9 protein-coding genes are annotated in these 12,864 nt (G+C 69.7%); 4 read left to right on the top strand and 5 right to left on the bottom strand.

Translation table 11 applies throughout. The annotated features are described in order from the left end of the window. Positions 1–24 precede the first annotated feature (24 nt). The gene (locus DEJ13_RS11475; RefSeq protein ID WP_258374066.1) at positions 25–501 is read left to right on the top strand and encodes a GtrA family protein; all 477 of its coding nucleotides are present in this window, start codon (positions 25–27) and stop codon (positions 499–501) included. A 92-nt stretch (positions 502–593) separates the two neighbouring features. On the opposite strand, the gene DEJ13_RS11480 is transcribed toward DEJ13_RS11475, so the two are convergent. Together DEJ13_RS11480 and DEJ13_RS11485 are read right to left on the bottom strand one after the other, a co-directional pair. Further along, positions 594–2,642 carry a DUF7657 domain-containing protein gene (locus tag DEJ13_RS11480; protein ID WP_284158058.1) on the bottom strand — a complete coding sequence of 683 codons (2,049 nt, stop codon included), beginning with the start codon at positions 2,640–2,642 and terminating at the stop codon, positions 594–596. An 86-nt stretch (positions 2,643–2,728) separates the two neighbouring features. Beyond that, positions 2,729–4,678 carry a DUF7657 domain-containing protein gene (locus tag DEJ13_RS11485; protein WP_502868734.1) on the bottom strand — a complete coding sequence of 650 codons (1,950 nt, stop codon included), beginning with the start codon at positions 4,676–4,678 and terminating at the stop codon, positions 2,729–2,731. Between DEJ13_RS11485 and DEJ13_RS11490 the strand changes: the two genes are divergently transcribed. After that, a complete protein-coding gene (locus DEJ13_RS11490; protein ID WP_284158060.1) occupies positions 4,593–4,772 on the top strand; it encodes a hypothetical protein in 180 nt (59 codons plus the stop codon). The two genes, DEJ13_RS11485 and DEJ13_RS11490, sit on opposite strands and share 86 nt — an antisense overlap. Here the strand turns inward: DEJ13_RS11490 and DEJ13_RS11495 are convergent. Further along, positions 4,759–7,248 (bottom strand): glycosyltransferase, encoded by a 2,490-nt coding sequence (locus DEJ13_RS11495; RefSeq protein ID WP_111106629.1) that lies wholly within the window; start codon positions 7,246–7,248, stop codon positions 4,759–4,761. The two genes, DEJ13_RS11490 and DEJ13_RS11495, sit on opposite strands and share 14 nt — an antisense overlap. Positions 7,249–7,397: 149 nt before the next feature. Between DEJ13_RS11495 and DEJ13_RS11500 the strand changes: the two genes are divergently transcribed. Next, the gene (locus tag DEJ13_RS11500; protein ID WP_111106628.1) at positions 7,398–8,678 is read left to right on the top strand and encodes a glycosyltransferase; all 1,281 of its coding nucleotides are present in this window, start codon (positions 7,398–7,400) and stop codon (positions 8,676–8,678) included. A gap of 68 nt (positions 8,679–8,746) precedes the next feature. Here DEJ13_RS11500 and DEJ13_RS11505 read toward each other — a convergent pair whose 3' ends face one another. Further along, positions 8,747–11,197, bottom strand: a complete 2,451-nt coding sequence (locus tag DEJ13_RS11505) for a hypothetical protein (protein WP_111106627.1) — start codon at positions 11,195–11,197, stop codon at positions 8,747–8,749. After that, positions 11,194–11,772, bottom strand: a complete 579-nt coding sequence (locus DEJ13_RS11510) for a hypothetical protein (protein WP_146245214.1) — start codon at positions 11,770–11,772, stop codon at positions 11,194–11,196. The genes DEJ13_RS11505 and DEJ13_RS11510 overlap by 4 nt, the downstream gene beginning before the upstream one ends. 186 nt (positions 11,773–11,958) lie before the next feature. Between DEJ13_RS11510 and DEJ13_RS11515 the strand changes: the two genes are divergently transcribed. Beyond that, on the top strand, positions 11,959–12,861 hold the full coding sequence (locus DEJ13_RS11515) for an ABC transporter permease (protein WP_111106625.1): 903 nt from the start codon (positions 11,959–11,961) through the stop codon (positions 12,859–12,861). The last annotated feature ends 3 nt before the right edge of the window (positions 12,862–12,864 follow it).

Genomic DNA, 12,864 nt, shown 5'->3' on the forward strand with positions numbered 1-12,864 from the left:
CCGCCCCGGGACGGGAAGGACAGCGTGGCGAACGCATCGGAGTGGTTCCTGGGTCACCTCAAGCGCGGGGGCTCGTTCCTCGTCGTCGGTGGGATCGGCTTCGTCGTCGATGCGGTCGTCTACAACGCCCTGGTGTTCTGGGGTGGACACGGCCCGCTCTTCGCACTGCCCCTGGTGGGCAAGATCATCGCGATCGCGATCGCGAGCGTGGTCACGTACTTCGGCAGCCGGCTCTGGACCTACCGCGACCGCGCCGACGCGCAGACCCTCAGGAGCTTCCTGGTCTTCGCCCTGCTCAACGTCATCGCGATCCTGCTGCAGCTCGGCTGCCTGGGGTTCTCGCGCTACGTGCTGCACCTGGACTCGCCGCTCGCCGACAACGTCTCCGGCACGCTGATCGGCCAGGGCGTCGCCACGATCTTCCGGTACTTCGCCTACGGCAAGTTCGTCTTCAAGGACGACAAGGAGGGCGCCGCCGAGGCGGTCGCCGAGATCGTCTGAGTCGCGGTCCGACCGCACCACGAAACGGACGGGAGGCCCGTGGCGACGTCGCCACGGGCCTCCCGTCCGTCACCGGGTCGACCCCGGAGCGGTCACCGGACCCGGTAGATGTGCAGGTCGAGCCCGCCCTGGCGGTAGTCGCCCACCTGCGTGGCGCAGGTCGAGTCCATCGGGGTGTCCGACAACACGTACTGCACGTTCCGCTGGGCGAAGCGGCTGCACGCGTCGAACGTCACCAGGACCTGGTCGCGCACCGGGTTCGTGACCTTCGGGGCGCCGGACCCGAAGGTCCAGTTGACGTTCGCCAGGCGGTTCCACGCGTTCTCGTACCGACCCGTCGGGTCGATCTCGTCCCACATCTCCTCCGGCGGGTACGTCTGCACGCCGTTGAAGGCGTGCACCCCCGACTCCACCAGCATCGACGTCTGCACCGTCGTGCCCACACCGACCCACTGCGCGTCCGGGTGCTTCGCCTCGATCGCCTCGATCACCCGACCCGCCTTCGTGTCCACCGGCAGCTCGAACACCCCTCGGTACAACGGGTTCACCCCGAGACCGACCAGCAGGGTCCCCACCAGCAGGGCCGCGACACCCGGCAGGACCAGGCGGAACGCGATGAGCACGACCGCGACGACGACGAGCACCGACACGACCTTCCAGTTCGTCGCGGAGGCGATGACCGGGGACAGGCCGTGCCGCAGCGCGTACCAGGCGCAGACGACGGAGGCCCCGGCGACGAGACCGCCGGCCAGCGCGACCCACCACCGGGCGCGGACCCGGTCACGGTCGAGCCGGGAGACCGACACGCCGATGCCGATGACCGCCAGCAGGTCGAACGCCAGGCGGAGCCGTCCGTCCGTCGACCGGGTCAGGCCGAACAGGTTCGCGATCGGGGTCCACCCCGGCACCAGCAGGAAGAGCCACAGCACCGTCAGCACGACCAGCACCGACAGGACGGTCCAGTCGAGGCGGCGGACGGCGCCGGCCGCCCGCGCTGTGCGGACCGAGCGCACCAGCAGCCAGACGAGCAGCGGCACCAGGAACACGATGGTCATGAACGGCGCGGCAGCCTCGGACTGGTTCGGCCCGAGTCCGTCGGACACGCCGTTCTGCAGCGCGCCCGCGAACGGTGCCCCGAACGCCGACACGATCCCGTCGTAGTCGAGCGCTCCCGCGAACTCGATGCGGCGTCCGGGGTAGACCGTCCCGAGCACGGCCTCGATCGTGTCGAACCGCGTGGCGAGCCAGACGCCGAGCACGACGACGGCACCGACGGCGCTGAGCACGAGGGGCGTGATGCGGCGCAGCAACGGCCACCACCGCGACCACTCCCCCGAGAACCGCGCCTGCAACACCATCCCCACACCCACGAACACCACGACCACGACCGCCGGCACCGCGTACGGCACGTAGATCGACATCGCCAACGTCACCGTCAAGTACCCCGCGACACCAGCCGACACCCACCGCGCCACCCGCGACGAGGACCTGATCCCCCACACCACCGCGACCAACACCGCGAACGCCCACGCATACGGCCAGATCGTCGTCGGCAGGAACCACCACCCGATCAACGGACTGAACCCCAACGCCACCGCCAACACCGCCGACGTCACCGGACGACGCGGCATCACCGACACCAGGAACACGTACGCACCGATCAGCAACCCCGCGAACGGCAACCACCACCGCACCGCCATCCCCTGCGCCAACGGCAACACCAGGAACCCCCACACATGCGGACGGAACAGCGTCGACCAGTCCCACGACGGCAAGTCGTTCTGGATCGTCGCATCCATCCCACCCGGCAACGTGTGGTTCACCACCGGGAACCCCTGCTGCACCTGCGACACGATCCACGACGACTGCACCAGCCACTCATCCGACCGGATCGGACGCGGCGACCCCGCCAACAAGTTCGGGTCAGCCCCCTGACCGAAGAACCCCCAGTAGTTCCCCGTCGAGGACCCCGAGATGCCCAGGACCGTCAACACCCCCAACACCACCACCACGAACACCGGGAACCACACCACCACCCACACCCGCGGCAACCCCGACACCCGCGGCACCACCAACGCCGACACCCGGTCACGCCAGCCGGTCGCCGCGGACTCGTGGGCGGTCTCGGTCGATGTGCTCACGTCGGGCCTCTCGGTGGTGGTGCTGGGTTTCGTGGTGGTGCTGGTGCTGGTGCTCGTGCTGGTGTTGGTGCTGGTGCTGGTGCTGGTCAGCGCACGCGGTAGATGTGCATGTCGAGCCCGCCCTGGCGGTACTCGCCGAGCTGCGTCGTGCACGACGAGTCGACCGGGCTGTCCGACAACACGTACTGCACGTTGCGCTGGGCGAAGCGGCTGCACGCATCGAACGTCACCGAGACCTGGTCACGGTAGGGGTTCGTCACGACCGGTTCTCCCGAACCGAGCGTCCAGTTGACGTTCGCCAGGCGGTTCCACGCGTTCTCGTACCGACCCGTCGGGTCGATCTCGTCCCACATCTCCTCCGGCGGGTACGTCTGCACGCCGTTGAAGGCGTGCACCCCCGACTCCACCAGCATCGACGTCTGCACCGTCGTGCCCACACCGACCCACTGCGCATCCGGGTGCTTCGCCTCGATCGCCTCGATCACCCGACCCGCCTTCGTGTCCACCGGCAGCTCGAACACCCCCCGGTACAACGGGTTCACCCCGAGACCGACCAGCAGCGAGGCCACCAGGAACGCGGCCGCCCCGGCGAACACGAACCGCCGGGCGACGAAGGCGACGGCCAGCACCAGGAGGAGTGCGATGAACCGCCAGTCGTGCGCGGCGTCGATGACGGTCGCGGCACGCACCCGCAGCAGCGCCCACACGGCCAGGGTCGCCCCGCCGGCGAGCAGCATCGCCAGGGTGGTCGGGATCCACGGACCGCGGCGCCGCAGCTGGTCGAGCCGCATCGCGACGACCGCGAAGCCGATGACGTTCAGCAGGTCGAACGCCAGGCGGAGACGCCGGGTCGTCGACCGGTCGAGCAACAGCAGGTGCGCGATGCGGTCCCACCCCGGCACCAGCAGGAACGCGAAGACGAGCGTGCCCGCGGCGAGGACCCCGAGCGCCACCCAGTCGATCCGCGACGCGCGCCATCCGCCCCGGAATGCGAGCCATGCGAGCACCGGCACGAGGAAGACGCACAGCATCATCGGCGCCGAGGCTTCGGACGGGTTGAACGACAGGTAGTCGTTGACGCCGCTCTGCAGGGCCTGCTGGAACGGACCGCTGAACATCGCGACGAGCCCGGAGCGTGGCAGCGCGCCGGTGTGCTCGAGTCGCTGCCCCGGGTACACCGTGCTGAGCACGGCCTTGATCGTGTCGAAGCGGGTCAGGATCCAGACGACCAGGACCAGCAGTCCGGTGACGCCTGCGAGCACGAGGGGCGTGATGCGGCGCAGCAACGGCCACCACCGCGACCACTCCCCCGAGAACCGCGCCTGCAACACCATCCCCACACCCACGAACACCACGACCACGACCGCCGGCACCGCGTACGGCACGTAGATCGACATCGCCAACGTCACCGTCAAGTACCCCGCGACACCAGCCGACACCCACCGCGCCACCCGCGACGAGGACCTGATCCCCCACACCACCGCGACCAACACCGCGAACGCCCACGCATACGGCCAGATCGTCGTCGGCAGGAACCACCACCCGATCAACGGACTGAACCCCAACGCCACCGCCAACACCGCCGACGTCACCGGACGACGCGGCATCACCGACACCAGGAACACGTACGCACCGATCAGCAACCCCGCGAACGGCAACCACCACCGCACCGCCATCCCCTGCGCCAACGGCAACACCAGGAACCCCCACACATGCGGACGGAACAGCGTCGACCAGTCCCACGACGGCAAGTCGTTCTGGATCGTCGCATCCATCCCACCCGGCAACGTGTGGTTCACCACCGGGAACCCCTGCTGCACCTGCGACACGATCCACGACGACTGCACCAGCCACTCATCCGACCGGATCGGACGCGGCGACCCCGCCAACAAGTTCGGGTCAGCCCCCTGACCGAAGAACCCCCAGTAGTTCCCCGTCGAGGACCCCGAGATGCCCAGGACCGTCAACACCCCCAACACCACCACCACGAACACCGGGAACCACACCACCACCCACACCCGCGGCAACCCCGACACCCGCGGCACCACCAACGCCGACACCCGCCGCCGCACCGGGGTGAGCCGGGCGGGGCGGGTGCCGTGGTCGTGCACCGACGTCATCGGTTCTTGAGCCGACGCTTCACCTTGGCGGCGACGCTCCGTGGGCCTTCGGTGCGCAGGTAGTGCACCGCGCGTCCGAGGTCGTACCGGACCCCGTAGAGCTTCTGGCGGTCGGGCACGCGCACGCGCATCTCGTGGGCGGTCGGCAGCCCGGCCTGGGCGCGGACCGTCTTGTCGGCGGCGCGGATCGGGTTGCGGCAGAACTCGACGAGCGGCTCGAGCACGTTCTGCCACGTGAAGTCCTGCCGCACGCGGGTGACGTTCTCGAGGTAGGTCGCGCGGGCGTCGTCGTCGAACAGCACCTTCTCGAGCGCGTCGGCGAGCGCCGTCGTGTCACGCTCGTGCACGACCTCGCCCAGGCGCTCCTCGGCGACGAGCTCGGCGAACGAGTCGCCACCCGTCGTCACGATCGGCAGGCTCGCCCACAGGTAGTCGAGGATGCGCGTGCGGAACGAGAACGTCGTCTCGAGGTGCTCGTAGTGCGTCGAGACACCGGCATCAGCCTCGGCCAGGTAGGCGCCGCGCTCCTCGTACGGGATCCACGACTCGTTGAAGAAGACGTTCTTGCCGGTGAGCCCGAGCTCGGCCGACGCCTGGCGCACCTTCGCGACGATGTCCATCTCGGGCACGTCGGGGTTCGGGTGCTGGACGCCCATGAAGAACAGGCGCACGTCGGGCCGACGCTCGGCGAGTTCGCCCATCGCACGCACCAGCGTGATCGGGTCGAACCAGTCGTAGATGCCGCCGCCCCAGACGACCAGCTTGTCGTCCACACCGATGCCGGGCACGACGCCCTTGACGACGTTCGTGGTGTGCACGGGCGGGTTCGCCGACAGCCCGAAGGGCACGACGCCGATCAGGCTGCGCAGCTCCGGGTCGCGCGAGTAGGTGCGCGCGTTGATGCGGCCCGACCCGGCGAGCTGCCCGAGCCAGAACAGGCGCTGCCGCTCGGAGGCGCAGATGAAGTAGTCGCCGAGCTCGAGCTGGTGGTTCAGCGTGTCCGAGGCGTCGAGGATCTGCCGGTCCCACTGCTCGACGTCGTCGCTGCGCCCCTGTTCGAGCTGCTCGAGGTGCAGCGGGTCGTAGACGTCGACGACCAGGATCTTCGCGGTCGACTCGAGCACGGGGAAGAGGCGGAGCGCGTGGCCCTGCACGATGATGACGTCGGCCCAGGCCTCGTGCTCGACCATCTGCCGCGGGTGGCGGTGCGGGACGGTGACGACGTCGTAGTCCGGGTCGATCTGCGTCGACCGGGTCAGGCTCACGACGCGGACGTCGTGTTCCCCGGAGAGCTCCTTCGCCATGTTCGTGGCACGGATCGCGGGGCCGGCCATCTTCTCGCCGATCGCGTCACCGGTGACGATGAGGATGCGGCGACGCGCGCCGACCTCGAGGACACCGAGCGAGTGCACGATCTTGTCGTACCCGGCCAGGTAGGACTCGATCGGGTACGCGGGCTCGTCCCGGTTGCCGAACAGGCGCAGCAGCTCGCGGTCGCTCCGGACGCGGGACGCCTGGATCTGCCGTCGCGACTCGGTCATCGACGGGAGTTCCTCGACGAAGCGGTCGATGCCGAACACGCCGGCCATCGAGGTCTTGGGCACCGGCATCGTCGGCTCGTGGTCGCCACCGGGGCGCCGGATGTCGAGCGCCTCGGAGTCCATGTCGCCACGGCCCACCGCACGACGGACGGCCAGGGCGAGGGCGCCGGGGAGCGCCGTGCGGAGCTGCTCCTCGCCGAGGTTCTTGTAGAGCGTGAACAGCGCGTTGCGTTCGAGCAGGTAGGTCTCGCGGAAGTCGCCGAGCTTGTTCATCGAGGCGTGGTGCTTGTGGAACGCCACGGACTTGGGCTGGTACCGGAAGCGCCACCCGAGCAGGTTGAGCCGCCACCCGAGGTCGACGTCCTCGTAGAACATGAAGTAGCGGTCGTCAAAGCCGTCGAGCTGCTCGAACAGGTCGGCGCGGATGAACATGGCCGCACCGGTGCCGAACAGCACGTCGGTCTCGGTCTCCCAGCGACCCGTGTCCGGGGACCCGGCGAAGGGCTTGTAGCCCATGCCGTACCAGGTCATCGCGGCCTCGGTGAAGTCGACGTTGACGCCCTCCCAGTCGAGGACCTTGCTGGCGACGGCGCCGATGTCGCGCCCGGAGGCGAAGGTGGCCATCGCCTCGCGGATCCAGCCCGGGTCGGGACGCGCGTCGTTGTTGAGGAAGGCGACGTACTCGCCGGTGGTGTTCGCGACGCCGAGGTTGCACCCACCGGTGAACCCGAGGTTGCCGCCGGACTCGACGAGGGTGAAGGGGAGGTCGGACGCCTTGAGCCGGCCGACGTGCTCCGGCCCGGAGTCGTTGTCGACGACGATGATCTCGAGCTTGTCCGCGGGCCAGTCCTGTTCGGTCAGCCCGACGATGCTCGTGAGGGTGTCGTCGGTGCCCTTGTAGTTCACGAGGACGACCGAGACGACCCCCGTCCTGCGCTCGCTCACTCGAACCCTTTCGTCTGCGTGATCCGGCCCTGCAGGCCGTCACGACCCGCGCCGTGCGGTGAACACCCTACAAGGCCGACACCGGACGCCAGCGCCGCCCCACCGCACGGTGCCGACGTCGGGGACGGACGCTGCGGCATGATGGGGCGATGCCCGATCCTCTCTCCCCCGCGGACGACCAGGCCGCCCTCTACCGATCCATCGCCGCTGGCGACCACCGACACGGCGAACTGGGCACCGTCGCCTTCGCCGTCTCGACCGACGACGTCGACGCCGGCGCCGGTGACGTCTACGTCGCCCTCGGACTCGCCAAGTACCTCGAACGGCTCGGCTGGGGGGTGCAGCTGTGGCCGATCGACCGGTGGGACACCCACGTCCCGGACGACGTCGACGTCGTCGTGTCGATGATCGAGTCGTTCGTCCCCGGTCTCCTGCCCCGGCACACCGCTCTGGTCGGCTGGGTGCGCAACTGGACCGACGTCTGGGCGGAGCTGCCCTACCTGGACGAGTTCGACGCCGTCTGGACCTCGTCGACCGCGGCCAGGGACCGCATCGCCGAGCGGTACGACGGCGCCGTGCACCTGCTCCCGATCGGCGTCGACCCCGAGCTCTTCAGCGGGGACGACCAGGGGTCCTCGCCCATCGACGTCGTGACGACGGTCAACTTCTGGGGTGCGGAACGCCTCGGCACGAGCGCGCTCGACGAACTCGCCGAGCAGCGCGACGTCGTCTGGTACGGCGCGAACCAGGAGCACCTGGTGCGCTCGGACCGCATCGACCACCGCGGGCACGCGTCCTTCTTCGACCTGCCCGCCGTGTACGCCGCCGCGCGTGTCGTCGTCGACGACGTGATCCCGCCGGCCCGTGCCTACGCCACGCACAACTCCCGACTGTTCGAGGGCCTCGCATCCGGGTCCCTCGTCGTGACGAACTGCGCCGAGGGCCTCGAGGAGCTCGGGCTCGGCGACCTCCCCACGTACCACGACGGCCCGTCCCTCGTGCTCGCCGCTGCCGACACGGACGCTGCCCTGGTGGAGCGGCTGCGCGCGGTCGTGCTCGAGCGGCACACCTACGCCTCGCGCGCCGCCTCGGCCGACGCCGACCTGCGGCAGGCGGTGGCGCGACGCCGCGGCCTCCCGGGGCCGGACCGCGGACCGTTCCTGATCTGGGCGGCGCACATGCGCGAGCGACTACGTCAGACCGAACAGGAACGCGACGTCCACCTCGCCGGTGTGCACGACATCAACGAGCGGCTCGTCGCATCCATTGCCGACGCGCAGCGGAACGCAGCAGAGACCGCCGCCGCCCGAGCCGAGGCCGACGTACTGCGGGCCGAACGCGACCGCCTGGCCGTCCGGCTCGACCAGGTCACCCGCAGCCGCACCTACCGGCTCGCCGAACGCGTCGCGAAGGCCATGCACCGGCGCTGACCGGGCCACGCCGAGCCGGACACGACGAAGGGGCACCGCCGCGGCGGTGCCCCTTCGTCGTGTGCGGCCTACTTGACGGTGACCGTCGAGCAGACCTGGACGTTCGAGCCGGCGCCGGTGTTGATGGCCCAGGTGCAGACCTGGTGCGTCCCGGCCGTGAACCCGGTGAGGGTCTGGCTGAACTGGTGGGCAGCCCCGTACGCCGTGCCGAAGGCCGTCGCGAGCGAGGCCTTCGTGCCGTTCGCCTGGATGCTCGATCGCCCGATGTCGTCGACGTAGGTGTCGATCCGCACCGGAGCGGTCGTGTCCGGGTCGACGGCCCACCCGCGCATCGTGATCGACCCCGCGGTCCGCGACGACGCCTCGTCGATGTTGAGGCTCGGCGATCCCGACAGCATCGAGACGTTCTGGCAGGACGTCCCGTCCTTCCCACCACCGGCGTTCTTCGCCGTGATGCAGACCGTGTGCTGCCCGGGCCCGACGTTCGGCAGCGTGGCCGTGAAGCCGTGCGCGGAGCCGTACCCGGGGTACCGCGACGCGGCCGCGGCACTGTCCGCCTTGGCGACCGTCGAGCCTGCCGCGGTGCCGTCGACGGTGAAGGAGACCGCCACCGGGGTGACCATGTCCGGGTCCACGGCGAACCCGCTGACGCTCAGGGTCCCGATCGCCGTCGCCTTCGCCTGCTCGATCGTCACGACCGGGTCACCGGTCGGCTGTGCCACGGTCATGCACTGCCAGGTCGCACCGTTCCCGCCCACGGCGTCGAGCGCGGCCAGGCACAGCTCGTGGGGCACCGAGGGCGTGAGCCCCGACACGCTCATGCTGAACTGGTGGTTCGCGCCGTACCCGGGGAACGCGGTCGCGAGCGACGCCTTCGGCATGTCCGCCTTGCGGCCCTTCACGCGGGTACCGTCGACGTACGCGTCGACGCGGACGGACGCCGCGGTGTCCGGGTCGATGGACCACCCGCGGATGGTCATCGTGCCGGGCGACTTCGAGACCGCCTGGTCGACGTTGAGGTTCGGGGACCCCGTCTGCCGGGTGAACGACTGGCAACCGAGCGTCGCGTCCGACCCGCTGCCCGCGGCGTTCGTCGCGACGACGCAGAGCTGGTGGTTCCCCGGAGCGACGCCGGTGATCGTGCCCGAGTACTGGTGGGCGTCACCGAACCCCGGCTTCGCGGCGTTCAGCCCGGTCTTGGTCGCGTTCGCCGTCCACGTCGCCTTCGTGACGCCGTCGATCTGCACCCGCACCGTGACGGCTGCGGTGGTGTCCGGGTCGATCGCCCAGCCCCGCACGCTGACGGTGTCGATCGCGTTGCTCACCTGGTCGATCACGCCGACCGGGTTGCCGCCCTCGATCGTGAAGTCCGCACACTGGAACTGCGCGTTCGACCCGGCCCCGGCGTTGATCCCCCACGCACACACCTGGTGCGACCCGGCGCTCAGCCCCGTGAGCGTGGCGGAGAACCCGTGCCGGGTGTTGTTCGCCCCGAGGGTGTTCGCCAGCGACGACGTCGCGACGTCGGCCATCGTGCTCGCCGCGCCCTTGCCGTCGACGTAGAAGTCGGTGCGGATCGGGTCGGTGGTGTCCGGGTCGACGGCCCAGCCCGTGACGACGGCCTGCCGGTACCCGGTGCTGACACCGGTGATCGCACCGTTCGGCGCGTTCCCCCCGGTCGTCGAGCCGAACCAGTCGGTGTACATGCGCCAGAAGTTCCGGTTGCCGTACGCGGAGCAGCCGTCACCGGTGCCGTACAGGTTGTTCATCGCGGCCTGGTTCGGCACGTACGGCGTGTAGATGTACAGCGCGGCGGTGGCCTGGTTCTGGATGTAGACCTGCTTCGTGCCGCACGACGCGCTCGGGTTGTAGAGGATCGTGTTCGTGCGACCCGCCTGGTAGCCCCACGAGTTCGGCGACGCCTTGTAGCGCTGGAACTGCAGGCCGGCCGCGTAGACCTGGGCGAAGAAGCCGTTGTAGGCCGGGTCGCACGGTGCCGTGTCCGGGCAGGCGAAGCCCGTGGCGTGGGTGTACTTGTACGAGCTCGGGGCGCTCGAGGTGATGAGCCCCTGCTCCTTCTCGAGCAGCACGAGCAGCACCTTCTGGCTGATGTTGCAAGCGCGGGCGACGCCGTCGATGATCTGCGCCCCCGTCATCGTCCCGCCGCCGATGGCGCTGCACCGACCGGCGACGGCACCGATGGCACGGGTGTTCTGCGTGTAGTTCCGCAGGCACGCGGGCCCCGAGCCGGACCGGCAGGTCGGGACCTTCTGGTCGAGGAAGTACTGCACCTGCGCCGCGGTCAACGCGTTCGCGTTGTAGAAGTTCGCGTCGCTGATGATGTTGCCAGGGTCGAAGCCGCTCGCGGTCGCCGCGCTGGCCGGCTGGTCGTCGGTGACCACGGTGAACGCACTGAGCGCCGCGGCGACGGCCACGACCGCCGTCAGCATCGCGATCCAGGCGCGCGGCCGGCGGCGCGAGGGGGCTGCCGCCGGGCGGATGTCGGACGGGACGTTCACGGGATCTCCACAGTCGTCGTGGTCGAGGTGACGGACTTGCCGCCGAGGGCGTAGCGGAGTGCCACGGTCCAGGTGCCGGTGCCCAGCTGGGCGCGCGGGAACGCGACCTGCGCGCAGTTGACGCTCGTGTTCGCGACGGACGTCTCGCTCTGCTGCGTGCGCGTGGTGCCGCCCATGGTGGCGGTGAACGTGCAGGTGCCCCCGGTGTCGGTCGCGCCGCTGACGATGCCGGACGCCTGCAGGGTCTGCGATCCGGTGTCCCACCCGGCGTACGTCACGAGGGCGGTGGCCGGGAAGTCCGACGGCGGCGCCTCGGACGGGTCGTCGGCGGGCGTCTCGCTCGGGATCGGCACGGTGGTGTCGCCGCCGTCCCCTCCCGACGCGCCGGGTCCGGTCGACGCCGGTGCCGACGGTGCGGCCGTCGTCGACGCCGACGCCGAGGCGCTGGCGGACGCGCTCCTCGTCGGGGACGCGGTGGGACGGTCGCCGCCGTCGCCCGACGAACAGGCGGTGAGCACGAGGACCACCACGGTGCCCAGACCGAGGAGGGAAGAGGTTGCTGCAGTGCGACGCACGGGTGCCGTTCTTGGTGAGGAGCGGTGGACACAGGGCTTCGGGTGTGACCAGTGTGACAAGAGAGAACGCCGGAGGGAAGACGGAAACCGTCCCGGACCGGGTTTGGCCCCCGCACCGGGGGCACGGCTCGTCCGGGTGACGCACGGCTACACTGTCCAGGTCCTGCCCCCGGAACGAAGAGTGTGATGGTCGACAACAACCGCATGCAGCAGCTCGCGGCGGAGCCCCTCGTCGTGGTCGGTGCCCCGTCGAGCGCGATCCGCGGCACCTGGCGTGAACTGCGCGACGTGTTCCACCAGCGCGAGATGCTCGGCATGCTGATCCGCCGTGACCTCAAGGCCCGGTACAAGGACTCGGCACTCGGGTTCGTGTGGACGCTCGTGCGCCCGCTCACCCAGCTCCTCATCTACTACTTCGTCATGGGGCAGATCCTCATGGCCGCGAAGGGCATCGACAACTTCGCGATCTACGTCTTCACCGGTCTGACCGCGTACACGCTCTTCAGCGAGATCGTCGCGGGCTCCACCGGCTCGATCGTCGGCAACAGCGGCCTGATCAAGAAGGTCTACGTCCCGCGCGAGGTCTTCCCGCTCGCGAGCGTCGGCGCCGCCCTGGTGAACTACGCGATCCAGTTCGTGATCCTCATCGCCGCCACGGTCGTCCTCGGCCTGTTCCCCTGGCACGGCGGCTTGGTCTACCTGATCCCGTCACTGCTGGTGATCCTGGTGTACGGCTCGGCGATCGGGCTGGTCCTGTCCGCCCTCAACGTCTACCTGCGCGACGTCCAGTTCGTCATCGACGTCGGCCTGATGGTGCTGCTGTGGGGCTCCCCGATCGTCTACTCGTACTCGATGGTCGTCGACCGCCTCAACGTCGGCTGGCTGCTGGCGATCTACACGAACAACCCGCTGACGCTGTCCGTGCTCGGTCTGCAGAACGCCATCTGGCTGCACACCCCCGGCACCGTCGACTACCCGGACCACCTGATGCTGCGGCTGCTCATCGCGTTCGTCATCGGGGTGTTCTGCCTCATCGGGGCGCAGCGCGTGTTCTCGCGGCTGCAGGGCAACTTCGCGCAGGAGCTCTAGACC

It is taken from the genome of Curtobacterium sp. MCLR17_007, from assembly GCF_003234655.2.
Lineage (GTDB): Bacteria > Actinomycetota > Actinomycetes > Actinomycetales > Microbacteriaceae > Curtobacterium.

Excerpts from the sequence above, each read along its gene's own strand:
- DEJ13_RS11490 (WP_284158060.1), top strand. The coding sequence starts at position 4,593 with ATGCCCAGGACCGTCAACACCCCCAACACCACCACCACGAACACCGGG.
- DEJ13_RS11500 (WP_111106628.1), top strand. The coding sequence starts at position 7,398 with ATGCCCGATCCTCTCTCCCCCGCGGACGACCAGGCCGCCCTCTACCGA.
- DEJ13_RS11515 (WP_111106625.1), top strand. The coding sequence starts at position 11,959 with ATGGTCGACAACAACCGCATGCAGCAGCTCGCGGCGGAGCCCCTCGTC.